At 71.5% G+C, this 24,567-nt stretch carries 23 protein-coding genes and 1 pseudogene; 10 read left to right on the top strand and 14 right to left on the bottom strand.

The features are described 5' to 3' along the window. The first annotated feature begins 54 nt into the window (after positions 1–54). A complete protein-coding gene (locus ACOKM3_RS27650) occupies positions 55–984 on the top strand; it encodes a LysR family transcriptional regulator (protein WP_426903722.1) in 930 nt (309 codons plus the stop codon). Here the strand turns inward: ACOKM3_RS27650 and ACOKM3_RS27645 are convergent. Next, the gene (locus ACOKM3_RS27645) at positions 962–2,056 is read right to left on the bottom strand and encodes a PP2C family protein-serine/threonine phosphatase (RefSeq protein WP_426903721.1); all 1,095 of its coding nucleotides are present in this window, start codon (positions 2,054–2,056) and stop codon (positions 962–964) included. The genes ACOKM3_RS27650 and ACOKM3_RS27645 overlap by 23 nt on opposite strands. 248 nt (positions 2,057–2,304) lie before the next feature. Between ACOKM3_RS27645 and ACOKM3_RS27640 the strand changes: the two genes are divergently transcribed. Both ACOKM3_RS27640 and ACOKM3_RS27635 read left to right on the top strand, forming a co-directional pair. Next, entirely contained in the window at positions 2,305–4,377 is a 2,073-nt protein-coding gene (locus ACOKM3_RS27640; RefSeq protein ID WP_426903720.1) for an ATP-binding protein, read from the top strand. Positions 4,378–4,433: 56 nt separating this feature from the next. Further along, positions 4,434–4,781 carry a VOC family protein gene (locus ACOKM3_RS27635; protein WP_426903719.1) on the top strand — a complete coding sequence of 116 codons (348 nt, stop codon included), beginning with the start codon at positions 4,434–4,436 and terminating at the stop codon, positions 4,779–4,781. Positions 4,782–4,869: 88 nt separating this feature from the next. On the opposite strand, the gene ACOKM3_RS27630 is transcribed toward ACOKM3_RS27635, so the two are convergent. Then, complete coding sequence (locus ACOKM3_RS27630; protein WP_426903718.1) at positions 4,870–5,565, bottom strand: TerB family tellurite resistance protein; 696 nt, start codon at positions 5,563–5,565, stop codon at positions 4,870–4,872. 187 nt (positions 5,566–5,752) lie between these two features. Continuing rightward, the gene (gene leuA, locus ACOKM3_RS27625) at positions 5,753–7,474 is read right to left on the bottom strand and encodes a 2-isopropylmalate synthase (RefSeq protein WP_426903717.1); all 1,722 of its coding nucleotides are present in this window, start codon (positions 7,472–7,474) and stop codon (positions 5,753–5,755) included. A gap of 288 nt (positions 7,475–7,762) precedes the next feature. Here leuA and ACOKM3_RS27620 point away from each other — a divergent pair, with 288 nt between their 5' ends. Both ACOKM3_RS27620 and ACOKM3_RS27615 read left to right on the top strand, forming a co-directional pair. Beyond that, complete coding sequence (locus tag ACOKM3_RS27620; protein WP_426903716.1) at positions 7,763–8,848, top strand: M4 family metallopeptidase; 1,086 nt, start codon at positions 7,763–7,765, stop codon at positions 8,846–8,848. Positions 8,849–8,873: 25 nt separating this feature from the next. Then, on the top strand, positions 8,874–9,140 hold the full coding sequence (locus ACOKM3_RS27615) for a protealysin inhibitor emfourin (RefSeq protein ID WP_426903715.1): 267 nt from the start codon (positions 8,874–8,876) through the stop codon (positions 9,138–9,140). Positions 9,141–9,155: 15 nt separating this feature from the next. Here the strand turns inward: ACOKM3_RS27615 and ACOKM3_RS27610 are convergent, their stop codons facing one another. After that, a complete protein-coding gene (locus ACOKM3_RS27610; protein WP_426906915.1) occupies positions 9,156–10,010 on the bottom strand; it encodes an NAD-dependent epimerase/dehydratase family protein in 855 nt (284 codons plus the stop codon). Between the two features lie 145 nt (positions 10,011–10,155). Here ACOKM3_RS27610 and ACOKM3_RS27605 point away from each other — a divergent pair, with 145 nt between their 5' ends. Continuing rightward, positions 10,156–10,992: a helix-turn-helix transcriptional regulator gene (locus tag ACOKM3_RS27605; RefSeq protein WP_426903714.1), complete on the top strand. Its 837-nt coding sequence runs from the start codon at positions 10,156–10,158 to the stop codon at positions 10,990–10,992. Between the two features lie 33 nt (positions 10,993–11,025). Here the strand turns inward: ACOKM3_RS27605 and era are convergent, their stop codons facing one another. After that, positions 11,026–11,994: a GTPase Era gene (era, locus tag ACOKM3_RS27600; protein WP_426903713.1), complete on the bottom strand. Its 969-nt coding sequence runs from the start codon at positions 11,992–11,994 to the stop codon at positions 11,026–11,028. Positions 11,995–12,114: 120 nt separating this feature from the next. Here era and ACOKM3_RS27595 point away from each other — a divergent pair, with 120 nt between their 5' ends. Further along, on the top strand, positions 12,115–13,416 hold the full coding sequence (locus tag ACOKM3_RS27595) for an ammonium transporter (protein WP_426903712.1): 1,302 nt from the start codon (positions 12,115–12,117) through the stop codon (positions 13,414–13,416). Then, a complete protein-coding gene (locus ACOKM3_RS27590) occupies positions 13,413–13,751 on the top strand; it encodes a P-II family nitrogen regulator (protein WP_426903711.1) in 339 nt (112 codons plus the stop codon). Before ACOKM3_RS27595 ends, ACOKM3_RS27590 begins: the two co-directional genes overlap by 4 nt. Before the next feature lie 369 nt (positions 13,752–14,120). Here ACOKM3_RS27590 and ACOKM3_RS27585 read toward each other — a convergent pair. The 3 genes and pseudogenes from ACOKM3_RS27585 to ACOKM3_RS27575 form a co-directional block, all read right to left on the bottom strand. Continuing rightward, positions 14,121–14,450, bottom strand: a pseudogene (locus ACOKM3_RS27585) (transglycosylase family protein); the annotation flags it as partial. Between the two features lie 353 nt (positions 14,451–14,803). After that, positions 14,804–15,157, bottom strand: coding sequence for a cytidine deaminase (locus tag ACOKM3_RS27580; RefSeq protein ID WP_426903710.1), 354 nt, complete (start codon positions 15,155–15,157; stop codon positions 14,804–14,806). 28 nt (positions 15,158–15,185) lie between these two features. Next, the gene (locus ACOKM3_RS27575) at positions 15,186–16,007 is read right to left on the bottom strand and encodes a helix-turn-helix transcriptional regulator (protein WP_426906913.1); all 822 of its coding nucleotides are present in this window, start codon (positions 16,005–16,007) and stop codon (positions 15,186–15,188) included. A 145-nt stretch (positions 16,008–16,152) separates the two neighbouring features. Between ACOKM3_RS27575 and ACOKM3_RS27570 the strand changes: the two genes are divergently transcribed. Next, positions 16,153–17,568: an MFS transporter gene (locus tag ACOKM3_RS27570; RefSeq protein WP_426903709.1), complete on the top strand. Its 1,416-nt coding sequence runs from the start codon at positions 16,153–16,155 to the stop codon at positions 17,566–17,568. A 4-nt stretch (positions 17,569–17,572) separates the two neighbouring features. Here the strand turns inward: ACOKM3_RS27570 and ACOKM3_RS27565 are convergent, their stop codons facing one another. The 6 genes from ACOKM3_RS27565 to ACOKM3_RS27540 form a co-directional block, all read right to left on the bottom strand. Beyond that, a complete protein-coding gene (locus ACOKM3_RS27565; protein ID WP_426903708.1) occupies positions 17,573–17,938 on the bottom strand; it encodes an MmcQ/YjbR family DNA-binding protein in 366 nt (121 codons plus the stop codon). Next, positions 17,935–19,224, bottom strand: coding sequence for a hemolysin family protein (locus ACOKM3_RS27560; protein ID WP_426903707.1), 1,290 nt, complete (start codon positions 19,222–19,224; stop codon positions 17,935–17,937). Before ACOKM3_RS27560 ends, ACOKM3_RS27565 begins: the two co-directional genes overlap by 4 nt. Further along, the gene (gene ybeY, locus ACOKM3_RS27555; protein WP_426903706.1) at positions 19,221–19,718 is read right to left on the bottom strand and encodes an rRNA maturation RNase YbeY; all 498 of its coding nucleotides are present in this window, start codon (positions 19,716–19,718) and stop codon (positions 19,221–19,223) included. Before ybeY ends, ACOKM3_RS27560 begins: the two co-directional genes overlap by 4 nt. A gap of 12 nt (positions 19,719–19,730) precedes the next feature. Continuing rightward, on the bottom strand, positions 19,731–20,765 hold the full coding sequence (locus ACOKM3_RS27550) for a PhoH family protein (RefSeq protein WP_426903705.1): 1,035 nt from the start codon (positions 20,763–20,765) through the stop codon (positions 19,731–19,733). A gap of 172 nt (positions 20,766–20,937) precedes the next feature. Further along, a complete protein-coding gene (locus ACOKM3_RS27545) occupies positions 20,938–21,699 on the bottom strand; it encodes a GNAT family N-acetyltransferase (RefSeq protein WP_426903704.1) in 762 nt (253 codons plus the stop codon). A gap of 710 nt (positions 21,700–22,409) precedes the next feature. Continuing rightward, on the bottom strand, positions 22,410–23,498 hold the full coding sequence (locus ACOKM3_RS27540) for a carbohydrate kinase family protein (RefSeq protein WP_426903703.1): 1,089 nt from the start codon (positions 23,496–23,498) through the stop codon (positions 22,410–22,412). Between the two features lie 107 nt (positions 23,499–23,605). Here ACOKM3_RS27540 and ACOKM3_RS27535 point away from each other — a divergent pair, with 107 nt between their 5' ends. Further along, positions 23,606–24,424, top strand: coding sequence for an IclR family transcriptional regulator (locus ACOKM3_RS27535; RefSeq protein ID WP_426903702.1), 819 nt, complete (start codon positions 23,606–23,608; stop codon positions 24,422–24,424). The last annotated feature ends 143 nt before the right edge of the window (positions 24,425–24,567 follow it).

Here is a 24,567-nt window from a genome sequence, read left to right as displayed (position 1 = left end):
ACGTTTCGTGAACGGCACGCGTCACCCGCACGCGCGTGCGCCTACGCTGGGCGTATGGCGCTTGACCTGCGGCTTCTGTCGTCGTTCCTGGCGGTCGTCGAAGAGGGGCACTTCGGACGGGCCGCGGGGCGGCTCTTCCTGTCGCCGCCGGCCGTCACACAGCATGTACGGCGCCTGGAGAACGAGGTCGGCGCGCGGCTGCTCGACCGGACGGCGACCCCTGTCGTGCCGACCGCCGCCGGGGTGCGCCTTGCCGGGCACGCGCGCGTCCTGCTCGCCGCCGCGAACGCCGCGCTCGACGACGTGGCGGAGGTCACCGCCCGGGAACCGGAGCACGGCCGACCGCTGCGGGTGGGGATCATGGGGCACGGCTCGGCCGAGCTGACCCCGGCGGCCATCAACGCGTACCGGCGGGCCCGCCCCGACGTGAAGGTCGAGATCCGGCAGCTGAACTTCACGGAGCACGTGACCGCGCTCCTGGAGGACCGGGTCGACGTCGCGTTCGTGCGGCCGAGCCCGGACGACGAGCGGGTCGTGGCCGACGTGCTCACCACGGAGCAGCGGATCGTGGTGGTGCACGAGCGGTCGCCGCTGGCCGACGCCCGGGAGAGCGGAGTGGGTGTCGCGGACGTGGCCGACCTGCCGATCTTCCGGGTGCCCCGGCACACGCCGCACACCTTCGTCGACTACCTGTACTTCGACGACCGGGCGCGGCGCCGCAGCACCGAGTGCGCGCTCACCCCGCAGGAGGTCCTCACGGGCGTCGTGACCGGGCGAGCGGCGGGTTCGGGGCTCCGCTCCTTCGCCCGCTATTACGCATGGCCCGGCGCGGTGTTCGTGCCGGTGCTCGACGCGCCGTGGGAGAGCAGTTACCTCGCGGTACGGGCGACCGACGACAACCCGGAGGTCCGCATCTTCCGCGCGCTGGCGACGGCGTTGGCGAAGGACCTGGGGCCGGTCATCAACGCGCGTCCGTTGCATTAGAGCCCCGCTTGGGGACGACAGCCTGCGGAGCTGAATTTGCCGGAGCCGCTCGATGCGCCCCAAGAGCGGAAGCGCTCTCGCACAGGACCAGCGCCACGTCGTCCCGCAGCGGCCCACCCGTATGCGCCGTCACCTCCGCGTACAACCGGTCGAGCGCCTCCCACGGCAACGTGCGCGACAGCGCCCCGCACGCCCGGTCGAAAAGCGGGAACTCCGCGCCGGAGGCGTCCCGCGCCTCCACGAGGCCGTCCGTGTAGAGGAGCAACCGGTCACCGGACTGCATCCAGTAGCGGGACTGCGTGGGCGTACAACCGAGGCCCAGGGGCAGCGAACAGGTCACCGGGGTGAGGACCTTGGTGTGGGCGCCCACCCGTAGAGGCGGCGGATGGCCGCAGTTGACGAGCCTGACCTCGCCCGGGGCGAACTCGGCGAACACGGCCGTGACGAAGTCCTCCGGGCCGAGCACGGGGGCGATGCGGGCGTCGAGTCGCACGGCGAGCTCCGTGAGGTCCGCTGTGACATAGGCGAGGTCGCGGAACCCGTCGGCGACCGCCACGTTGACGCACACCGCGTCGAGCCCGTGCCCCCGCACGTCGCCGATGAACACCCGCAGCCCGTACGGGGTGTTGGCCACGGCGTAGACGTCGCCGCCGACCGTCTCCGAGGCGACCGCGCAGTGGTGGCGCGTGTGCACGTCGATGTCGCCGAACCGCGCCTCGACCGGCCGCAGCAGCGCCGCCTGCGCCACCTGCGCGACCTCGCCGAGCCGGCGCAGCCCGGCCGAACCGGCCGCCTCCCGGCGGGCGATGCGGACCGCGGTGAGGCCGCCGCCGAACAGCACGAGGTACTCGACCGCGAGCTGTGGCCCCGCGCCGACGTGCCGTACGCCGCCCACCGCCACCGCGAGGGCCACCGCCCACGCGGCCGTGGTGAGCGTGGCCCGCACGCCGAGCCGGGCGCAGGCCAGGAGCGGGCCGATGAGCAGGACCGCGACAGCGGGATGCGCGGGACGCCAGGCGGCGGCGCAGGCCGCGAGCGCGGCGCACAGGCCGAGCAGGGCGACGCACGGCACGTGGGCTCCCCACCGACTTCGTAGCATTTCTCGACCTCGACCTCGCCGCTCCACCCCGCGTGCGTGAACCGCCCACTATGGACCAACACACCGACGGTCACGCTCCGTTGAACCTCATCGGACCAGTGCGGACCGGAACTGGTAACTCTCCGTCGCATTCGGTCCGGTATCCGGGGAAGGGGGCGCCGCAGGCGCTCGGCTCGACCGATCCCGGCGAGTCGGCGCGCCGGACGGAGCAAACTGTCACTGTGGAAACCCTGCCCGTCGAGGCCACCCAGTTCATCGGCCGAGAGGCCGAACTCGCTTACCTGGAGCAGGAGCTGAGCGACCATCGGCTGCTCACACTCACCGGCGTCGGCGGCGTCGGCAAGACACGGCTCGCCGCCCGCCTGGCCCTGCGCACGGGCCCGCGCCTGGCGGACGTGGTGTGCTTCGTGCCGCTCTCCCCGCTGCACGACCCGGCACTGCTCGGCAACGTACTCCTGGAGGAGCTGCGGCTCGCCGACAACTCGAACGAGGCCGCCACCGACGTCGTCGCCCAGTGGCTCGCCGACAAGCGGGTGTTGCTCGTCCTCGACACGTGCGAGCACCTTCTGGAGGACTGCGGCCGGCTGGTCCGCGAGCTGCTCGACGTCGCGCCCGGCCTTCGTGTCCTGGCGACGAGCAGGCAGCCGCTGGGGCTCGCCGACGAGACCCGGTTCATGGTCGCGCCGCTGCCCGTCACGGCCGAGGGCGACGAGGAGCGGCCCGGCGACGCGGTCGCGCTCTTCGCCGACCGGGCCGCGCTCGCCTTCCCCGGCTTCCGGCTCGGGCCCGGCGAGCGGGGCGTCGCCGAGGCCGTCTGCCGACACCTCGACGGCATCCCGCTGGCGATCGAACTGGCCGCGGCCCGGCTCGCCGAACTCCCCCTGGAGCGGCTCGGTTCCCTGCTCGGCGACCGCCTCGACGCGCTGACCGCCTCGGACGGGCACACGGGACCCCCGCGCCATCGCACGCTGCGCGCCACCATCGGCTGGAGCCACGAACTGTGCACGCCGCTCGAACGGCTGCTGTGGGCGCGGCTCTCCGTGTTCACCGGCGGCTTCGACCCGGCCGGCGCGCGGGTGGTGGGCCGCGGCGGGCCGCTCGGCGAGGACGCGGTGGCCGGGGCGCTCGATGGGCTCGTGGCCAAGTCACTGATGCGGCGCAGGCCCGGCGGGCGCTACGACATGCTCGACACGGTCCGCGAGTTCGGGGCGTCGTGGCTGGCGCAGCTCGGGCCCGAGGAGGTGGCGGGGGCGCGGCGCAGGCACCGGGACTTCCACCTGGAGCTCGCGCGGCGGGCGGACGCGGGCTGGATGGGGCGCGAGCAGGAGCAGTGGTACGAGCGCCTCGTCACCGACCACCCCAACTTCCGCCTGGCGCTCGACTTCTGCCTGGAGACCCGCGACGGGCCGGCCGCGCAGCGGCTCTGCGGGCACCTGTGGATCCTCTGGTTCCCCTGCGGGTTCGCCCGCGAGGGACGGCGGTACGCGGAGGCGGCGCTGGCCCTGTCCGAGCGGCCGGGGACCGAGCATCCGCTCGCTCTGTGGGCCTGGGGGGTGGCGGCGATGACAGGCGGCGACATGGAGACGGGCCTGAAGGTGTCGAGGCTGTTCCGCGAGCGCATCGGGCCGGATCCGACACCGGGCCAGATGATGGCGGCGGCCTACCTGGAAGGCGTGGCGCTGTGTCTGACGGGCCGCCTGCGCGAGTCCGCCGTAGTGCTCGACACCGCCCTGGCCACCCCGGCGTACACCGGCCCCTACGATGCGGCCTGGTTCGTGGTGACGGCGTGCCGCTCGGTCGTCCACGTCCTGTCGGGCGAGTTCACGGAAGCCGCCGAGGTGGCCGCCAAGCTGGTCGCCGAGTGCGACCGGCGCGGCGAGCAGTGGTCCCGCGCCTGGGCCAGCTGGGCGGCGGCCCTCGCGGCGAACGGCCAGGACCGTCCCGCCGAGGCCGCGCGGCACGCGCTCACCACCATCGCGGGCAAGTCCCGGTTCCGTGACCGGGTGGGCGTGGCCGTCGCGATCGACGCGCTGGCCGCCTCGCTGAGCACGCTCGGCGAGCCCCGCCGCGCGGCCCGGCTGCTCGGCATCGGCCAGCGCGTGTGGCTGGGCCTGGGCCGCCCCCAGCTCGGCTCCCCCGACCTGGTGGCCACGCGGGACCGCACGGAGCACCGCATCCGGGAGGCGCTCGGCGACAGCGCGTACGAGTCGCAGTACGCGGCGGGCCTGGAGATGGACACCGCGGACGGCGTCGCCTACAGCCTGGCCACGGAAACCGGTGCCGCCCCGGGCTGACCGCACCCTCGCGCCGCTACGGCGTGATCCAAACGACGGGCCCTAGGCTCACCCGCATGATCACAGGAGCGCACACCATCCTCTACTCCTCCGACGCGGACGCCGACCGGGCCTTCCTCCGGGACGTGCTCGGCTTCCCGCACGTCGACGCCGGGGGCGGCTGGCTGATCTTCACGGCGCCGCCCTCAGAGATCGCCGTGCATCCGACGGAGGACGCGCCCAGGCACGAGCTGATGCTGATGTGCGACGACGTGGACCGCACGGTCACCGAACTCACGGACAAGGGCGTCGAGTTCACGTCCCCCGTCCAGAACATGCGCTGGGGCCGCCTCACGTCCTTCCGCCTGCCCGGCGGCGGCGAGGTGGGCCTGTACCAGCCCCTGCACCGGACGGCCCACGGCTGAACGCGACAGCCCCTGCGGCAGTTCGGGCAAATCAAGTCCCTGCGGCGATTGAGCAGCGGGGTCCGGGGCAGAGCCCCGAGACGTGGGCTCAGCTCGGCGTACGCGCAGCGACGACCAGAAGCTCTCCGACCTCATCCGTGCACAAGGTAAGAGCGGCGCCCACCGTGCCGAGCACATCCCGCTCCCCCACCGAATACACCCCGTCCGCGAGCGCGATCCGCGCCCCCTGCAACAGGATCGACTCCCGCCCCGCCGGAGCGAGATGCTGCGCCAGCGGATCGAGCGCCTCGTGCAGCTCTATGGCGAGCCCGGCCCCCGTCCCGCACTGCTCCGCGACGCGCCCCGCATCGGTCACCAACGCCTCGACGAGCGCCGCGAGTTGTTCCTCGGAGGTGTCCTCGAACCCGGCGTCCCGCAACGTACCCACCGCGCACTCGAGGGCCTGCGGCGACGTGCCACCGCCCGCGAGGACCGCGAGCACCACCGTGTGCACGGCGTCCCGCAGCATCGCCGAGAAGCGGTGCGTGGTGGGGTGGTCGAGCGCGTCCGTGCCGAACCGGCCCTCGCAGGCCGCGCATTCGACGACAGGGCCCGCCTGTCCGCGCGGCACGACGGGAACGCCGAGCAGCACCAGCCGTCGTTTCCCGGTCCGCCGTTGGTAGTTGCGATCGCCGCCGCAGCCCGGACAGAAGAACTCGCCGTCGCCGACGGTCGTCCATATGGTGTGCACCCCGAACACCCGCGAGAGCCCGGTCAGTCCCATGCGTCCATGATTCGGCAGCACGTCGCACACCTCCCGTCGTGGCGCCGCATCATCGCGGCGTTGGCGTGATGTTAGCCACATTGTTGATGCGGCGTCAGTACCTTGGTCACGCCGAGGTCACGGAACTTCTCGTTCCTGGCCGGGAGACGACGCGGCCCCGGGCACCCACAAAAGGTGCACGGGGCCGCATCACCGCAGCTCAAGCGCCTCAGCGGCTCGCGCGGTTGACCGCGGAGACGACCGCCTTCAGCGACGCACGTGTCGTGTTCGCATCGGTGCCGATGCCCCACAGAACCTTGTCCTCGATGGCGACCTCGATGTACGAGGCGGCGACCGCGGAGGCGCCCTCGCTCATCGTGTGCTCCTGGTAGTCCAGCAGCCGGGCGTCGATGCCGATGCCCTGCAGGGCGTGGAAGAACGCGGAGATCGGTCCGTTGCCGGTACCGACCAGCACCTTCTCCTCGCCGTCCACCTCGGCCTCGACGGTCAGCGTGTCCACGCCGTCCGTGTCGGTCGTGGTCTGGCCCGTCTTGACCTGGATGCGGCCCCACGGGTTGGCCGGGTTCGGCAGGTACTCGTCCTGGAAGACGTTCCAGATGTCCTTCGGCGTGACCTCGCCGCCCTCGGCGTCCGTCTTCTGCTGGATCACCTTGGAGAACTCGACCTGCATACGGCGCGGCAGGTCCAGGTTGTGCCCGTCCTTCAGGACGTACGCGATGCCGCCCTTGCCGGACTGCGAGTTGACGCGGATGACGGCCTCGTAGGAGCGGCCGACGTCCTTCGGGTCGATCGGCAGGTACGGGACGGCCCACTCGATGTCGTCGACGGTGACGCCCTTGGCCTTGGCGTCGGCCTCCATGGCGTCGAAGCCCTTCTTGATGGCGTCCTGGTGGGAGCCGGAGAAGGACGTGTAGACCAGGTCGCCCACGTACGGGTGGCGCGGGTGGACCTCCATCTGGTTGCAGTACTCCCACGTACGACGGATCTCGTCGATGTCGGAGAAGTCGATCTGCGGGTCGACGCCCTGCGAGAACAGGTTCATGCCCAGGGTGACCAGGTCGACGTTGCCGGTGCGCTCGCCCTGTCCGAACAGGCAGCCCTCGACGCGGTCGCCGCCCGCCATCACGCCCAGCTCGGCGGCGGCGACGGCGGTGCCGCGGTCGTTGTGCGGGTGGATGGACAGGCACACGTACTCGCGGCGCGACAGGTTGCGCGACATCCACTCGAAGCGGTCCGCGTGCGTGGACGGCGTCGAACGCTCCACCGTGGCGGGCAGGTTGAGGATGATCTCGCGGTCCGGGCCCGGCTGGTAGACGTCCATGACGGCCTCGCAGACCTCCAGGGCGAACTCCAGCTCGGTGTCCGTGAAGATCTCGGGGCTGTACTGGTAGCCGAACTTCGTCTCGGGGCCCAGCAGCTTCTCCGCGTACTCCATGACCAGGCGCGTGCCGTCGACGGCGATCTGCTTGATCTGCTCCTTGGAGCCGCGGAAGACGACGCGGCGGAAGACCGGCGCCGTCGCGTTGTACAGATGCACCGTGGCGTTCTTGGCGCCCTTCAGGGACTCCACGGTCCGCTCGATCAGGTCCTCACGGGCCTGGGTCAGTACGGAGATCGTGACGTCGTCCGGGATGGCGGCCGGGTCCTCGATGATCGAGCGTACGAAGTCGAAGTCCGTCTGCCCCGACGCGGGGAAGCCGACCTCGATCTCCTTGTAGCCCATCTTGACCAGCAGGTCGAACATCGCGCGCTTGCGGGCCGGCGACATCGGGTCGATCAGCGCCTGGTTGCCGTCGCGCAGGTCGGTGGAGAGCCAGCGGGGGGCGGTGGTGATCCGCTTGCCGGGCCACGTGCGGTCCGGGATGTCGACCTGGTCGTACTGGCCGTACTTGTGGATCGGCATGCTGCTGGGCTGCTGACGGTTTGCCATGATGCGTGGGCTCCTCGGAGGTGGCCTTGAAGGCGGCCGACGGCGCAACACCAAACTCCGCGGGGAGGGAGCCGGCCTTGTCTACAGGCCCTCGCCGCGGCAGCTAAGGAGAAGCAGCCCGAAACGCATGATGCACCGCACCTTAGTCGAGTACCGCCCGACGCGAAGACCCGTATCAGTATGCGGGACCACGGACAGGTAACGGGTAAGAGGTGATCAATACCTCTATTTCGCTAATCATGGTGGCAGGTAGTGACAGCGGCATCACCCGGTGCCAGATTGCCTCGCATGACCGCAAATCCAACGGGGAACCCACAGGGGTTCGAGCCCGTGTTCTGCACCATCGTGCCGCCCCACGTCCTCGACAAGGCCGCTCAGGCCGAGGACTCCGCGATCGCCGCCAGGGCCCGCCGCTCCCTTGAGCGCGACGCCTTCGAGCGCACGCACCGCCGGATGACGACCGTCATCGGCGCGCCCTCCGTCGCCCCGCCCGCGGGCCTGGAGGGCCAGAAGCCGCACCGCACCATCTACGACGCCCGGCACCGCACGGAGCTGCCGGGGCGCAAGGTCCGCGGCGAGGGGGACAAGCCCGGCAAGGACGCGACCGTCAACCGCGCGTACGCGGGGCTCGGCGCGACGTTCGAGCTGTACCTGGAGAAGTTCTCCCGGCACTCGATCGACGGCAGCGGTCTGCCGTTGAACGCGACGGTGCACTACTCCGAGGAGTACAACAACGCGTTCTGGAACGGCGAGCAGATGGTGTTCGGCGACGGTGACGGCGAGATCTTCCTCGACTTCACCATCCCCGTCGACGTCATCGGCCACGAGCTGACCCACGGCGTCACGCAGTACACGGCGAACCTGACGTACTTCGGTCAGCCGGGCGCGCTCAACGAGTCGATGTCCGACGTCTTCGGCTCGCTGATCAAGCAGTACACGCTGGGCCAGACCGCTTCCGAGGCCGACTGGCTGATCGGCGCGGGTCTGCTGGCGCCGCGCGTCACGGGCGTCGCCCTGCGCTCCATGAAGGCCCCGGGCACCGCCTACGACGACGATGTCCTCGGCAAGGACCCGCAGCCCGCCGACATGGACCACTTCGTGAAGACGGGCCGTGACAACGGCGGCGTGCACATCAACTCCGGCATCCCCAACCACGCGTTCTACATCCTGGCCGAGGCGCTCGGCGGGCACGCGTGGGAGCGGGCGGGCCAGATCTGGTACGACACGCTCACCGGCGGCGAGCTCGCGCAGGACTGCCTCTTCGCCGACTTCGCCAAGGCGACGCTGAAGGCCGCGAAGGCCCGTTACCAGGAGGGCGAGGAGTACCAGTCGGTGCTCAAGGCCTGGGAACAGGTCGGCGTTCCTACCCAGTAGGCGCCCGTAGGAGTAGACAGGACCCATGCGTATTCACGTCTCACGCACGGGCGGATTCGCCGGCATCGACCGGCACGCCGAGGTGGACACGGCGGGCCGGTCCGATGCCGACGAGTGGCGCGCCCTGGCCGAGAAGGCGGTGGCCTCCGGCCGGAGCACGCCGCCGATAGGGGTACCCGACGGCTTCAGCTACACGATCACGGTCGACGACACGACCGTCTACTGCGCGGACCCCCGCCTGTCGGAGGAACAACGCAGGCTGATCTCACGGGTGTTGAAGGAGGGCGCCTAATACGCGCCTGCGGCGCTAAAGCACGCCCGCGTCCCGCGCCGCCCACACCGACGGGAACACCGGCCGATATCCCAGCTCTCGGCGAATACGGTCCGTCGACATGACCCCGTGCCACGAGTCGGCGTCCCCCGTCTCGTAAACCTCCACAGGAACCGGCACGGCGTTGAGCTGGAACAGGTCGACCGTCGTCACCGGCGCGTCGTCCGCGATGTTGTAGACGCCGCTCGCCCCTGGCGCGTACAGCAGCCGCCGCAGACCCTGCGCGACGTCGACGTGATGGCCCATGTGCAGGCGCTGCATCGCGGGCCAGTTCGGCGCCCACCGCAGCACATCCGCGAGGTGCGGGTCCCCCTCGCCGTACACGAACGGCAGCCGCCCGATGCGCAGGTCGTCGAGGCCGTCCATGGCCACCAGCGCCCGCTCCGCCTCCCACTTGGACTGGGGGTAGGCGCCCCACAGACTGCCGCCCGGCACCGTCTCGTCGCTCTCGACCAGCGGCCGCCGCCGCCCGGCCCCGTACACGAGCCCCGTGCTGACCTGCACGAACCTCCGCACGCCTGATGCCACCGCGGCGCGGCCCAGCTCGATCGCCGCGTCCCGGTTGACCGCCCGCGCCTCCTCGTCCGGCACCCCGCGGAACGCCGCCGCGACGTTCACCACGGAATCCACCCCGGCCGTCGCCTTGCCCAGCACGCCGGCGTCGCGCAGATCGCCGACCACCACCTCCGCGCCCAGCCCGGCGAACCGCTCCCCGCGGGCCTCGTCCCGTACGAGCACCCGCACCCGGTCGCCCTTCGGCGCGCCCGCCAGCAGCCGGGGCACGAAGCGCCGCCCGACCTGTCCCGTCGCACCCGTCACCAGTGTCAGCATGGCCGCCTCCTCGATAGCGATGTCGTAGCCATGCCTCGAAGCCTCGGAGATCCGGGCGCCCGGCGGGAGAGACGCGTTCATCCAGGGACCGGCACTCCCTGGATACGGGCTGGATACGACGCCCGGCCCGCGCGATCCTGAATACGTGAACCGCCCCGAACTCGCCGACTTCCTGCGCCGCTCCCGCACCCGCCTGTCCCCGCCCGACGTGGGGCTCACGGCAGGCCCGCGCCGCCGCATCCCGGGCCTGCGCCGCGAGGAGGTGGCGCAGCTCGCCGGGATGTCCACGGACTACTACACGCGGCTCGAACAGCGCCGCGGCTCGCATCCGTCGCGGCAGATGCTCACCGCCCTGGCCCGCGCGCTGCGCCTGTCCGACGTCGAGCGGGACCATCTGTTCCATCTGGCGGGCGAGGAGCCGCCGCGGCCCGGGACCTCGTCGGAGCACGTCAGCCCGGGCCTGCTGCTGATCCTGGACCGGCTGTACGACCTGCCGGCGTCGGTGATGAGCGACTGGGGCACGGTGCTCGCGCAGAACCCGATGTCGGTGGCGCTCACCGGGGAGCACGTCGGGGAGAACATGGTGCGCCGCTGGTTCGTGGAGCCGGACTGCCGGGCCCTGTTCCCGCCGGAGGCGCACGAGCCGCACGCCCGCTCCCATGTGGCGAATCTGCGCGCGGTCACCGCGGCCCGCCCCGACGACCCGGGCCCGGCCGCGCTCGTCACCGAGCTGCGCGCCGCTTCGAGGGAGTTCGAGTCGATGTGGCGCAGGCACGACGTCGTGGTGAACCGGCCGTCACCGAAGCGCTTCGTGCACCCCGTGGTCGGCGTCCTCGACCTCGACTGCGAGGTGCTGACGGGCAACGGCCACGGCCAGCAGCTCGTCGTGCACTCGGCGCGGCCGGGCACGGAGACGTACGAGCGCCTGGAGCTGCTGCGGGTGATCGGCCTCCAGGACCTGACGCCGAGCGACCCCGCGTAGAGCTCTCTCAGGGCCTTCCTGATGGCCCCGGGCTCAGAACCCGAGCTTGCGCAGCTGCCGCGGGTCCCGCTGCCAGTCCTTGGCGACCTTGACGTGCAGGTCCAGGTAGACCGGCGTACCGAGAAGCGCCTCGATCTGCTTGCGGGACTTGATGCCGACGTCCTTGAGGCGCTTGCCCTTCGGGCCGATGATGATGCCCTTCTGGCTGGGCCGCTCGATGTAGACGAACGCGTGGATGTCGAGGAGCGGCTTGTCCTTGGGCCGGTCCTCGCGCGGCAGCATCTCCTCCACCACGACGGCGATGGAGTGCGGCAGCTCGTCCCGTACGCCCTCGAGCGCGGCCTCGCGGATCAGCTCCGCGACCATGACCTGCTCGGGCTCGTCCGTGAGGTCGCCCTCGGGGTAGAGCATCGGCCCTTCGGGCAGCATCGGGATCAGCAGATCGGCGAGCAGGTCCACCTGCTTCTCTCCGACGGCCGACACGGGCACGATCTCCGCCCACTCGATGCCCAGCTCCCGGCCCAGCTGGTCGATGGCGATGAGCTGCTCGGCGAGGGTCTTGCTGTCGACGAGGTCCGTCTTGGTGACGATGGCGACCTTCGGCGTCTTCTTGATCGACGCGAGTTCCTTGGCGATGAACTTGTCGCCGGGGCCGAGCTTCTGGTCGGCGGGCAGGCAGAAGCCGATCACGTCGACCTCGGCCCACGTGGTGCGCACCACGTCGTTGAGCCGCTCGCCCAGCAACGTACGCGGCTTGTGCAGGCCGGGGGTGTCCACCAGGATCAGCTGCGCGTCCTCGCGGTGCACGATGCCGCGCACGGTGTGCCGCGTGGTCTGCGGCTGGTCGGCGGTGATCGCCACCTTCTTGCCGACCAGAGCGTTCGTGAGGGTGGACTTGCCCGCGTTGGGGCGGCCGACGAAGCAGGCGAAGCCGGCGCGGTGCACGGGCTCCGAGGAATTCGACGACTGGGACGGCTGGGTACGAGCGCTCATGGCGCCCATTGTCCCCGATGGCGGGGGTGCCGCAGCACAGTGAGGCCCCGGTAACCACCCGGCAACAAGAAACACGGCGGAAACCCGTACGTGCGGTTCCGGAAACGCGGACCCATGACGCTGATCGGCATGCCTGCCTCGACCGTGCCCCTCGCCGCCCCCGCACTCGATACCGGCGACACCGCCTGGCTGCTCGCCGCCACCGCCCTCGTGCTGCTCATGACGCCGGGACTCGCGCTCTTCTACGGCGGCATGGTCCGCACGAAGAGCGTCCTCAACATGCTGATGATGAGCTTCGTGTCGATCGCGCTCGTGACGGTGGTGTGGCTGGTCGCGGGCTACTCGCTCGCGTTCGGCGACGACGCCTTCGCGGGCCTGATCGGCGGCCTGGAGCACGCGGGCATGGTGGGCATCGGTCCGTCCGACGTCACCGGCACGGTCCCGACCTTCCTCTTCACGACCTTCCAGCTGACCTTCGCGATCCTCACCGCGGCACTGATCAGCGGGGCGGTCGCGGACCGCACGAAATTCGGGGCGTGGCTGGTCTTCGTACCCGTCTGGGCACTGCTCGTATACGTTCCCGTGGCGCACTGGGTGTGGGGGCCCGGAGGCTGGATCGCGAACCACCTCGGAGCCCTCGATTTCGCGGGCGGACTGGTCGTGGAGATCGCCTCGGGCGCGTCGGGTCTGGCGCTCTGTCTCGTCCTCGGCCCACGCATCGGCTTCAAGAAGGACGCGATGCGCCCGCACAACCTGCCGATGGTGGTCATGGGCGCGGGCCTGCTGTGGTTCGGCTGGCTGGGCTTCAACGGCGGCTCGGCGCTCGGCGCGAACGGCGTCGCCGCGGCCTCCCTGTTCAACACCCTGATCGCGGGCTGCACGGGGCTGCTGGGCTGGCTGTTCGTGGAGCAGCGGCGGGACGGGCACCCGACGACGTTCGGCGCGGCCTCGGGTGCGGTCGCCGGTCTGGTCGCGATCACCCCGGCCTGCGGGGTCGTCGGCGTACCGGGCGCGGCGGTGGTCGGGCTCGTGGCCGGTGTCGTCTGCTCGTACGCGGTCGCCTGGAAGCTGCGCTTCTCCTACGACGACTCGCTCGACGTGGTGGGCGTGCACTTCGTGGGAGGTGTCGTCGGCACGCTGCTCATCGGCCTGTTCGCGACATCCGCGATGACGGGGTCCCCGGCGAAGGTGGGCCTGCTGTACGGCGGCGGGTTCGGCCAGCTCGGCAAGCAGCTGCTCGCGGTGCTGGTGGTCGCGGCCTACACGTTCCTCGTCACGTACGGGATCGGGAAGGCCATCGACAAGCTGATGGGCTTCCGGGCCGCGCCCGACGAGGAGATGACGGGGCTCGACCAGACGGCCCACGCGGAGAGTGCGTACGATCACGGCGTCCTGAGTGCCGCCCCCGTCGCCCGAAAGGTCGCGCCATGAAGTTGATCACCGCGGTCGTGAAGCCCTTCCGCCTCGACGAGGTCAAGACCGCGCTCCAGGAGCTGGGCATCATGGGCCTGACCGTCACCGAGGCGAGCGGCTACGGCCGCCAGCGCGGGCACACGGAGGTGTACCGGGGCGCCGAGTACCAGGTCGACCTGGTCCCGAAGGTGCGCATCGAGGTCGTCGTCGATGACGCGGACCTCGACCCGGCGATGGACGCGATCGTGCGGGCCGCACGGACCGGGAAGATCGGCGACGGCAAGGTCTGGGCGACGCCGGTCGACACGGTGGTCCGCGTCCGCACCGGCGAGCGGGGCCCGGAGGCGATCTGACGTCCTTCGCCGGACCGCACACTCAAGCCCCGGCCCGGCAAATCCAGCCCCTGCGGCACGCTCAAGCGCGAGGCGGGGCAAATCCAGCCCCTACGGCACACTCAAGCGCGAGGCGGGGCAAATCCAGCCCCTACGGCACACTCAAGCGCGAGGCCGGGCAAATCCAGCCCCGCCGGCGTTTGAGGCGCGGGGTCCGGGGCGGAGCCCCGTGGCGTTGGGCGCGCGGCGCCGCCGGGGCTCTGCCCCAGACCCCGCTGCTCAATCGCCGCAGGGGCTTAAATTGAGCGGCGCCGCTGGGGCTCTGCCCCAGACCCCGCTGCTCAAACGCCGCAGGGGCTTGAAGCGCGCGGCTTACAGGCCCGCCTTGGCGCCGCAGACCGGCCACGCCCCCGGCCCCTGTTCGGCCAGAACCTTGTTGGCGACAGCCATCTGCTCCGACGCCGTCGCCTGATGCGCGGAGGACGCGTACTGCGTACCGCCGTACGCGGCCCACGTCGACGGCGTGAACTGAAGCCCACCCGAGAACCCGTTCCCCGTGTTCGCGGCCCAGTTCCCACTGGCCTCGCACTGGGCGACGGACTGCCACTGGGACGCCGACGCCCCGGTGGCCGCCGAAGCGCTGCCGGTACCGGCGAGCACCAGCACCCCACTGGCCCCGGCCAGAACGGCGGCCGCGCCAAGACGACGGGTACGGGACATACGGGCGGCGGAGGGACGACGAAGCACGGCGGAGAACACGAAGCAGAACCTTTGTTTGGGGACGTGGTGGGTCGCCCGGTGCGGCGGCCGGTCGGTCGGCTGCCGCAGCGGGCGACCACTCCACCGTGAGCCACGCCGAGCCACCGCCCCATGGGCCGCCCGACCCACCGCGCCACCCTTCGGTCCCGCCCCGGGGTCCCGTCCCGCCGGGACCTTCGCCCCGGGCCATCGGTCCCGCAGGACGCTCCCCGGGCCCCCGCGCCCACACGCACGACGCCCGCCGCACCGGGCCGTCGGGCCCGGGTGAGCGGCGGGCGTGAGGGTGCTCACAAAGCCGTTGCGCACAAGGGAGTTCAGCCCGCCGGCAGGGTCTCCTTCACCGCACCGTCGCCCCCGGCGAGGAACACCGGCGTACCGGCCCCGCCCAGGTCACGTACGGCCGCGAGGTCCTCCGCCGGAAGCTCGTCGGACGCGGAGACGACGGCCGCCGCCTCCAGGGACTGCGCTCCGGACGCCACCGCCATGGCGACGGCCGTCCGCAGCGCGCTCAGCTTCAGGGAGTCGAGGGCGACGGTGCCCGCGACGTAGGTGCGCCCCGTCTCGTCACGCACGGCCGCGCCCTCGGGCACACCGTTGCGGGCCCGCGTGGAGCGGGCCAGGGTGACGATCTTGCGGTCCTCGGGGCCGAGGTCGGTGCTCTCAGTCATGAGGTGAGCATAAGGAAGTGGGTCGGGTTCACCCCGCGACGGGGTACATCGCCCCACGCCGCCCCTCCGGCGACGCCAGCCACTCCAGCTTCGCCGCCGTGTCCGCCTCGGCCATCGGGGTGTGCAGCACGACGGTCAGGTCCGGCCGCGCGGGGATCTTCATGGCGGTCGACTCCATGACCAGCAGCCCGGCCACGGGATGCGTGAGCTCCTTGCGGACCTGCCCCTGCTGCTTGATGTCGCGGCGCTCCCACAGCTCCACGAACTCCGGGCTCACCGCCTTGAGTTCGGCGACGACCTCCTGGAAGCCCTCGTCGTCGGGGCACTCCGAACACGCGGCACGGAACTGGGCGACGACCGTCGCCGCGTTCTGCTCCCAACTCTCGCTGCGGGCGCGGTAGAGGGAGTCGGTGAAGAAGTCGATGACGCAGTTCTGCCGGTTCTCCGGACGCATCGCGAGGACGATCGCCGCCGCGTCGTTGTACATCACGCAGTTGTAGTACGCGTCCATGATGTGCGCCGGGAACGGCATCCAGGCGTCGATGAGCCGCTGCAACCCGTCGCACATCTGCTGGTCGCCCGGATCCACCTCGTACGCGGGCGGGTTGAGCCCGGCGAGCACGTACAGGTGGCGCCGCTCCGCGCTGGTCAGCTTCAGCACCCGCGCCACGGAGTCGAGCACCTGCGGCGACACCGAGATGTCCCGCCCCTGCTCCAGCCACTGGTACCAGGAGGCGCCGACCCCGGCGAGCACGGCGACCTCTTCGCGGCGCAGGCCGGGCGTACGGCGCCGGGCGCCGCCGTCGGGCAGGCCGGCCTCGGTGGGCGAGACCCGCGCGCGGCGGCTCATCAGGAACTCCCGCAACTCGCTGAGCCGGTGCTTCTTGAGCGCTGCGCTCTCGGCCACGTACGACTCCCCCGGTTGTCTGGTGGTGCGACCACCAGCATAAGTTCCCACTCTCCACGGTTATTCCGGTCGTACGAAGCTCATGGCCATGGCGATCGACACCGCATCCCCGCAGACCACCACCACCTCCCGACCACCCGCCGCGCCCCGCCTGTCGGGCCGCGACAAGCTCGTCCTCTTCGTCCTGTGCGCCGCCCAGTTCATGGTGGCGCTCGACTTCTCCGTGCTGAACGTGGCGCTGCCGGTGCTCGGTCCCGACCTCGGTATGAGCACGTCCGCGCTGCAGTGGGCGGTGACCGCCTTCGCCCTGCCGTCCGGCGGCTTCCTGCTCCTCTTCGGCCGGATCGGCGACCTGTACGGGCGGCGCCGGATCTTCCTGTCCGGGCTCGCCCTGTTCGGCGCGGCCTCGCTGCTCGCGACGTTCGCCTGGGACCCGGCATCCTTCCTCGCGGGCCGCGCGCTCCAGGGCGTGGGCGCGGCGGCGATCGTGCCGACCGGCATGTCGCTGCTGACCACGACGTTCCCCGAGGGCCCGCAGCGCGACAAGGCGCTCGGCATCTCCGGCACCCTGATGTCCCTCGGCTTCACCGTCGGCATGGTCGCCGGCGGTACCCTCACCGACGCGCTCGGCTGGCGCTCCACGATGGGCCTGCTGACCGTGTTCGCGCTGATCGTGCTGCCGCTGGCCCCCGCCCTGCTGCCCGAGTCCCGCACCCCGGACCGCCCGCGCCTGGACGTCCCCGGCGCCGTCACGGTCACGGGCGGCCTGCTCGCCCTGATCTACGCGCTGTCCACGGCGGCGGAGGTCGGCTTCGGCCGCGCCGACGTCCTGATCACGCTCGTCGCGGGCCTCGCCCTGCTGACCGCCTTCGTCTCCGTCGAGTCCCGCAGCGCCCAGCCGCTGGTGTCGCTGCCGATGCTGCGCCGCCGCACCATCGCGTGGGGCAATCTGGGCGGCCTGGTCACCTTCTCGATGATGTCGACGATCGTCTTCGTGCTGACCCTCTACCTCCAGGAGGTCCTGCACCTGTCGGCCTTCGAGACCGGCCTCGTCTTCGGCGTCCAGGGCGTCCTGTCGGTGGTCGCGGGGGCGTACACGCCGAAGGTCGTCGGCCGCTTCGGCGCCCGCCGCACCCTCATCGGCTCGCTCGTCGGACAGGGCGTGCTCATCGCCTCGCTCCTGGGGATCGGCACCGACGGCGCCTCGGTCTGGCTCGCGACCGCCGGGGTCTCGCTGGCCAGCGCCTTCCACCTGGGCGCGATCATCTCGTACGGCCTCACGGTCACCTCGGGTGTGCCGGACGAGGAGCAGGGCCTGGCCACGGGCCTGGTCACCTCGACCCAGCAGATCGGCATCACCGTCGGCATCCCGCTGCTCGGCGTCCTCGCGACGACGTCCACGGATCTGCTGACCGGTGCGCACACGGTGATCACGCTCGCCGCGGCGATCACCCTGGTGGCGGCGGCGCTGGTGGCGCTGGGCCTGCGGACCCGACGCGATTAGCGGCCTAGGGCCTGTCGAGCCGCAGCCGCTCCGCCTTCGGCAGGCCCGCAACCACCAGGTCGTACGAGTCCTCGATGAGCTCCCGGACCAGCCGGTCCGGGAGCTCATCGGGGCTGTCGACGGTCACCGTGTTCCAGTGCCGCTTGTTCATGTGCCAGCCGGGCACGATGACGCCCTCGTACTCGCCGCGCAGCCGCACCGCGTCCTCGGGTGCGCACTTGAGGTTCACGGTCAGCGGGCGGGCGTCGAGATGCGACAGGGCGAACATCTTGCCCAGCACCTTGAACACGGAGATCTCCGGACTGAACGGGAAGTCCTCCACCGCCGCGTTGAACGACAGGCAGAACGTGCGCAGCTCCTGAGGCGTCACCCGGCGCTCTCCTCCTCGCCGACCGGCTCCGAGAGCACGGTCACGATCTTGTTCCTGCGGCCCGCAGCGGCCTCCGCGGTCAGCCGCAGCGCCCGCCCGTCGGGCAGTGTGACCAGGGACGAGGCCCCGGCGATCGGGACCCGGCCGAGGGCCTTGGCGAGCAGCCCGCCCACCGTCTCCACGTCCTCGTCGTCGAACTCCTCGATGCCGTACAGCTCGCCGAGGTCGCCGATGTCGAGGCGGGACGTCACCCGGAACCGCTCGTCGCCGAGCTCCTCCACGGAGGACACCTCACGGTCGTACTCGTCGGTGATCTCGCCGACGATCTCCTCGAGGATGTCCTCGATCGTGACGATGCCGGCCGTACCGCCGTACTCGTCGATCACGACGGCGACGTGCGTGCGCAGCTGCTGCATCTCGCGCAGCAGATCGCCCGCGTTCTTGGTGTCCGGCACGAACGTCGCGGGCCGCATCGCGGTCGACACCAGCTCGGCCTCTGCGTCCCGGTTGATGTGCGTCTTGCGCGAAAGGTCCTTCAAGTACACGACGCCCACGACGTCGTCCTCGCTCTCGCCGACCACGGGGATCCGCGAGAAACCGGACCGCAGGGCGAGGGTGAGGGCCTGCCGGATGGTCTTGTACCGCTCGATGACGACGAGGTCGGTGCGCGGCACCATCACCTCACGCACGAGGGTGTCGCCCAGCTCGAAGACGGAGTGCACCATGCGGCGCTCCTCGTCCTCGATGAGGGACTCCTTCTCGGCGAGGTCGACCAGCGCCCGCAGCTCCGCCTCGGAGGCGAACGGGCCGCGGCGGAAGCCCTTGCCGGGGGTGAGCGCGTTACCGATGAGGATCAGGAGCGGCGGGATCGGACCCATGATCCGAGCCAGCGGCAGCAGCACGTACGCGGCCGCGGTGGCGGTGTTCAGCGGGTGCTGCCGCCCGATGGTGCGCGGCGAGACGCCCACGGCGACGTACGACACCAGCACCATCACGCCGATGGCGACGAGCAGCGCCTGCCACGTCTCCTGGAACTCCTCCAGGCACGCGTACGTGACGAGCGAGGCGGCCGCCATCTCGCAGGCGACGCGCACCAGGAGCGCCACGTTCAGATAGCGCGTCGGGTCGGCGGCCACCTGGGAGAGCTTGGCGCTGCCGCGCCGCCCGGACCGCGCGGCCTCCTCGGCACGGAAGCTCGACACCCGCGCGAGGCCTGCCTCGGCGCAGGCGGCGAGCCAGGCGATCACGACCAGCGCGACGGCCCCGGCGATCAGCGAAGGACTCATGACACGGTCGGCGCCGGAGACGGCCCCGTCAGTCCCTTCTCCGCACGCCAGCCGTCCACGATGCTCGCCTGGAGGCCGAACATCTCGGCCTTCTCGTCGGGCTCCTCGTGGTCGTAGCCGAGCAGGTGCAGCACTCCGTGCACGGTGAGGAGCTGGAGCTCCTCGTTCATGGAGTGCTGCGTGGGCGCGTCCTCACCCTGCTTCTTGGCGACCTCCGGGCACAGCACGATGTCGCCGAGCAGGCCCTGCGGGGCCTCGTCGTCGTCCTTCATCGGCGGCCGCAGCTCGTCCATCGGGAACGACATGACGTCCGTCGGCCCCGGCAGGTCCATCCACTGCACGTGCAGCTGCTCCATGGCGTCGCCGTCGACGACGATCACCGAGAGCTCCGACAGCGGGTGGATCCGCATCCGGGCGAGGGCGTAGCGGGCGATGTCGAGGATCGCCTGCTCGTCGACCTCGGTTCCGGACTCGTTGTTGACGTCGATCGACATGGCGCTGTTGGACTACTTTCCTTGGTTCCCTCTGGGACGGCCCTTGTGAGTGCCGTTCTCCGTACCGTGCTCGGTGTCGTACTTCTCGTACGCGTCGACGATACGGCCGACGAGCTTGTGCCTCACGACATCCTGGGACGTGAGCCGCGAGAAGTGCACGTCCTCGACGTCCGCCAGGATGTCCTGCACCTGACGGAGCCCGCTCTTGGTGCCGCCCGGCAGGTCGACCTGCGTCACGTCACCCGTGATCACGATCTTCGAGTCGAAGCCGAGCCGGGTCAGGAACATCTTCATCTGCTCGGGCGTCGTGTTCTGCGCCTCGTCGAGGATGATGAACGCCGAGTTGATGGTGCGGCCGCGCATATAGGCCAGCGGCGCCACCTCGATCGTGCCCGCCGCCATCAGGCGCGGGATCGAGTCCGGGTCGAGCATGTCGTGCAGCGCGTCGTACAGGGGGCGCAGATACGGGTCGATCTTCTCGTACAGCGTCCCCGGCAGGAATCCGAGCCGCTCGCCCGCCTCCACCGCCGGCCGGGTCAGGATGATCCGGTCGACCTGCTTGGCCTGCAGGGCCTGGACGGCCTTGGCCATCGCCAGGTACGTCTTGCCGGTGCCGGCCGGGCCGATGCCGAAGACGATCGTGTGCTTGTCGATCGCGTCGACGTAGCGCTTCTGGTTCAGCGTCTTCGGGCGGATCGTGCGGCCGCGCGACGACAGGATGTTCTGCGTGAGCACCTCGGCGGGCGTCTCCTGCCCGTTGCTCCCGCCCGCCTTCAGCATGGCGATGGAACGCTCCACGGCGTCCTCGGTCATCGGTGCCCCTGTCCTCAGTACCAGCATCATCTCGTCGAACAGGCGCTGGATGAGGGCGACTTCCCCCGGCTCCCCCGTCGCGCTGATCTCATTGCCCCGGACGTGGATGTCGGCCTCCGGGAAGGCCTTCTCGATCACTCGCAGCAGCGCGTCCCCCGACCCGAGCACCTCGACCATGGGGTGCTTCGGCGGAACGGTGAACTGTGCGCGGGCGCTGGATGGTGTCTGCGTCATGAGCCGGGCCCGAGGCCCTTGCTTCCTCCCCGTACGGGACTCTCTGCGGTGGTGTCCTGCGGTGGTCTTCTGCGGTGTTCTACTGCACCGCCAAGGGTACGGCGCGGGTACGACAACGCCGAGCGGGTTTCGGATTCGGCCGGGGCCGGTCGGGGTCCGTCCGACGGATCGGTCAGGCATCGAGCGGGGCGTCGAGGCGGACGTAGCGGCGGGTGCCGCGCGGGCGGAAGCCGACGCGCTCGTACACGCGCCGGGAGTCGTGCCCGCCGTACTCCAGCCACACCGATGCGGCGCCGCGCTCGTGCAGCAGCACGCGGGCCAGTTCGGCGGTGACGGCGCCTGCGATGCCCCGGCCCCGGTGGGTGGGGCGGGTGCCGACGCCGGCCAGTTCGGCGGTGCCCGCGGCGGGCGCGCTGCACAGGGCCCCGCCGGCGACGGTGCCGTCGTCGGCCCGCACGAAGCGGACGGCGCCGCCGGTCTCCTCGGTACGCCGCAGCCGCGCGGCCCCTTCGGGCGACGAGGCGAACTCCCCGCTGAACGCCTCGGCGAGCGTCGCGTCGAGCGCGAGGTAGTCGCCGTCGTCGGCCGGGGCCTCGACGGTGGGGTGCGCGGGTACGACGAGCGTCCGCGCCGTGCAGACCAGGTACGTGTGCTCGGCCTCGGCCGTGAACCCGGCGGCGTCGAGCGCGGCGGCGGCCTGCGGTGCGGCGTCCGGCGCGAACTCCAGGCGCGGGGTGAGCCCCCGCTCCCGGAACGCGGCGATGAGCGCGCGCACATCGTCGGCGGTGGGCGTCGCGCCCGGCACCGGCGTCGCGTAGTTGACGTACGGGCTGGTGGTGGCCGGATCGAACCCGAGCACGAAGCCGCCCGCCTCGACCGGCTCCGGACGGCGGCGCAGGTGGGCGACGGTGAAGCTCTGGACGTCGATGTCCATGGTGATGGTGATGTCCTCACGTAAAAGAAGCGCACAGCTGACAGGTGACGTGTGTGCGTGGGGCCGCCGTGAGGAGCGAGTCCGTTGCCGCGAAAGCCCGGACTCAGTGCGGACGACGGCCGCTGCGGGTCGCCGAGATCATGGGCTTCAGTCCCTTGGGATCCGTGAAGTGCTGGGCCGCCGGTTGGCAACGGCAGCCAATCTCGCACGCGTGCGGTCAGGCGGACAAGGCATTTACGCGCGGGCGCGTTAGGCATCACGGTGGAGGCCGATGGCCGGGGCGGCCCGCTGGGGTCGGGTGGGGGTGCGCCTGCCCCGGGCGGGGGCAGGCGGTGGCTGGGCGAGGCAACTGGTGTCGGCCACACCGAACCACCAAGCCGACCGGCGGCGCCGACAACGCGGCAACCACGCCCGACCGGCACATACCCGGCCCGGCGGAAGCGCACCCCGGGAGGCCCAAGCCCCCGGAGGGGGCGGGCGGGTGGGAGATAGGCCAGGCAGCAGGGGCGCCTGCACCGGCGAGCGGCCGAACCCGATCGCCGGCGCCGACCACGCACCGGCCACGCCGAACCACCGATCCCGGTCATTGGCGTCGGCCGCGCAACGGACACGGCCCGGCTAAGCCGACCAGCGGACCCGATCGCCGGCCCCGGCCGCGCCGCGGACACCGCCCCGCCAAACCACCGACCCCGCCGGCCCCCGCCGGCCCGCTACGCCGAGCGGCCGAAGCCGATCGTTGGGACCGCGCGGCGCAGGGGCCAGGAGCGGGACGTGTCCGGGAGGAGGGGGGACATGAAGGCGTAGCGGTCCAGGGCGCAGCGGTTCTGGTGGTCGTTGGAGCGGACCTCCTTCCACCAGGCCGCGATCTCCGACCAGCCCGGCGCCGACAGCGAGCCGCCGAACTCCTGGACGGAGAGCGCCGCCGTGAGACCGGCGAAGGCGAGGCGGTCGGCGAGCGGCCAGCCCGCCAGGGTGCCGGTGACGAAGCCGGCCACGAACACGTCCCCGGCCCCGGTCGGATCGAGCGCCTCGACCTCGATGGCCGGGACGGACGCCGTCTCACCGGTCCGCCCGTCCACCGCGTACGCCCCCTCCGCCCCGAGCGTCACCACGGCCACCGGCACATGCTCGGTCAACGCGTGCGCCGCGGCCCGCGGACAGGACGTACGGGTGTACCGCATCGCCTCCTCGGCGTTCGGCAGGAACGCCTCGCAGTGCCGCAGGCCCGGCAGCGCCGCCAAGTCCCAGCGGCCGGTCTCGTCCCAGCCCACGTCGGCGAAGATCCGCGTACCGGAGCGCGCGGCCGTCGCGACCCACGGCTCCTCCGCGCCGGGCACGAGCGAGGCGACGGCGGCCCGGGCACGCGGCGGACAGTCCGGCGCGGGCTCCACGGGCGGCGGCTCGTGCCCGTGGCTCACCATCGTGCGTTCGCCCTCGTACGCCATCGACACGGTGACGGGCGAGTGCCACCCCGGCACCGTACGCGCGTAGCTCAGGTCGATGCCCTCACCGTGTTCGAGCGCGTCCCAGCAGTACTCGCCGTAGTGGTCGTCACCGAAGGCCGCGGCGAGCGAGGTGCGCAGGCCGAGCCGCGCGAGCGCCGTCGCCATGTTCGCGATCCCGCCGGGGCTCGATCCCATGCCGCGCGCCCACGACTCCGTCCCCCGCACGGGCGCGCTGTCGAGACCGGTGAAGATGATGTCGAGGAAGACCGTGCCGGTGAGATAGACGTCGTAGGGCGGGTCGGCCGTCGTGCGCAGCGCCGCGAGGGGGTCCGTTCTGGGTCGGTCGGAGGTCACGTCGCACTCCCTGCATTGGTACGGGTTTGGACAGTCTGCACGACCGGTTCGCGTACCACGGGGGACGACATCAACCTGTCACGAAGCGGCAGGATTACGATCGGCGCATGGCAGAGAGCAGGGCCGGGCAGCGGCAGGACGGCGAGCCGCAGCGCGGGGTCCGCGAGGTGAAGTCGGCCGCCCGGACCGTCGATCTGCTCGATGTGCTCGCCGCCCGCGGCGACCGCCCGGCCCGCCTCCAGGAGCTCGCCGACGAACTCGCGGTGCCGCGCAGCTCGATGTACGCGCTGCTCCAGACGCTCATCGCGCGCGGCTGGGTACGTACGGACGTGACGGGTTCCCTGTACGGCATCGGCATCCGCGCCCTGCTGACCGGCACCAGCTATCTGGACACGGATCCGTACGTACGTGCCGTGCGCCCGTTCCTCGACGAGGCGTCGGACGCGCTCGGCGAGACGATCCACCTGGGGCGCCTCGACGGCTTCGACGTCGCGTATCTGGCGACCCGTGAGTCGCACGAGTATCTGCGCACGATCAGCCGCGTGGGCCGCCGACTGCCCGCGCACATCGGCGCGCTGGGCAAGGCGCTGCTCGCCGAGCGCCCGGACGACGAGCTGCCGCCGGGCCCGTACGAGCAGTCCACCAGGCGCACGCACGCCACCCGCGAGGCGCTCGCCGCCGATCTCGCCGCGATCCGCGAGCGCGGTCACTCGGTCGACCGCGAGGAGGGCGTCGACGGCATCGTCGGCTTCGGTTTCGCGCTGCGCTACGCGGCCCCGGCGCACGACGCCATCAGCTGCTCGGTGCCGGTGTTCCGGCTGACGCCCGGGCACGAGGAGCGGATCGTGGCGGTCATGCGCGAGACCCGCGTGAAGATCGAGGCGACGGCCCACCGGGGCACCTCCGGCGTCCCCGACTGGCGCTGAGCGGCACCGCTGCATCCCCGCACCGCACCACCACCGCACCGCGCAAAAATCGCCTCTTCTGCCCGGCCGAACCACCCCCAAACCAAATGTGTCACGCGTCACAGCCCCCCGGCTTCCGTGCACCCCCCATGCGCTTGATACAA

Origin of the sequence: Streptomyces nidicola (assembly GCF_050106155.1) — a bacterium.
Classification (GTDB): Bacteria; Actinomycetota; Actinomycetes; order Streptomycetales; family Streptomycetaceae; genus Streptomyces.
This window is presented reverse-complemented; position numbering and strand designations above follow the sequence as displayed.

What these genes read in the sequence shown, in the direction of transcription:
- ACOKM3_RS27550 (WP_426903705.1), bottom strand. Translation starts at nt 20,765, where the DNA reads ATGACGCAGACACCATCCAGCGCCCGCGCACAGTTCACCGTTCCGCCG.
- ACOKM3_RS27635 (WP_426903719.1), top strand. Translation starts at nt 4,434, where the DNA reads ATGATCACAGGAGCGCACACCATCCTCTACTCCTCCGACGCGGACGCC.
- ACOKM3_RS27575 (WP_426906913.1), bottom strand. Translation starts at nt 16,007, where the DNA reads ATGAGCCGCCGCGCGCGGGTCTCGCCCACCGAGGCCGGCCTGCCCGAC.
- era (WP_426903713.1), bottom strand. Translation starts at nt 11,994, where the DNA reads ATGGGCGCCATGAGCGCTCGTACCCAGCCGTCCCAGTCGTCGAATTCC.
- ACOKM3_RS27590 (WP_426903711.1), top strand. Translation starts at nt 13,413, where the DNA reads ATGAAGTTGATCACCGCGGTCGTGAAGCCCTTCCGCCTCGACGAGGTC.
- ACOKM3_RS27545 (WP_426903704.1), bottom strand. Translation starts at nt 21,699, where the DNA reads ATGGACATCGACGTCCAGAGCTTCACCGTCGCCCACCTGCGCCGCCGT.
- ACOKM3_RS27560 (WP_426903707.1), bottom strand. Translation starts at nt 19,224, where the DNA reads ATGAGTCCTTCGCTGATCGCCGGGGCCGTCGCGCTGGTCGTGATCGCC.
- ybeY (WP_426903706.1), bottom strand. Translation starts at nt 19,718, where the DNA reads ATGTCGATCGACGTCAACAACGAGTCCGGAACCGAGGTCGACGAGCAG.
- leuA (WP_426903717.1), bottom strand. Translation starts at nt 7,474, where the DNA reads ATGGCAAACCGTCAGCAGCCCAGCAGCATGCCGATCCACAAGTACGGC.
- ACOKM3_RS27570 (WP_426903709.1), top strand. Translation starts at nt 16,153, where the DNA reads ATGGCGATCGACACCGCATCCCCGCAGACCACCACCACCTCCCGACCA.
- ACOKM3_RS27615 (WP_426903715.1), top strand. Translation starts at nt 8,874, where the DNA reads ATGCGTATTCACGTCTCACGCACGGGCGGATTCGCCGGCATCGACCGG.
- ACOKM3_RS27620 (WP_426903716.1), top strand. Translation starts at nt 7,763, where the DNA reads ATGACCGCAAATCCAACGGGGAACCCACAGGGGTTCGAGCCCGTGTTC.
- ACOKM3_RS27535 (WP_426903702.1), top strand. Translation starts at nt 23,606, where the DNA reads ATGGCAGAGAGCAGGGCCGGGCAGCGGCAGGACGGCGAGCCGCAGCGC.
- ACOKM3_RS27650 (WP_426903722.1), top strand. Translation starts at nt 55, where the DNA reads ATGGCGCTTGACCTGCGGCTTCTGTCGTCGTTCCTGGCGGTCGTCGAA.
- ACOKM3_RS27580 (WP_426903710.1), bottom strand. Translation starts at nt 15,157, where the DNA reads ATGACTGAGAGCACCGACCTCGGCCCCGAGGACCGCAAGATCGTCACC.
- ACOKM3_RS27610 (WP_426906915.1), bottom strand. Translation starts at nt 10,010, where the DNA reads ATGCTGACACTGGTGACGGGTGCGACGGGACAGGTCGGGCGGCGCTTC.
- ACOKM3_RS27595 (WP_426903712.1), top strand. Translation starts at nt 12,115, where the DNA reads ATGCCTGCCTCGACCGTGCCCCTCGCCGCCCCCGCACTCGATACCGGC.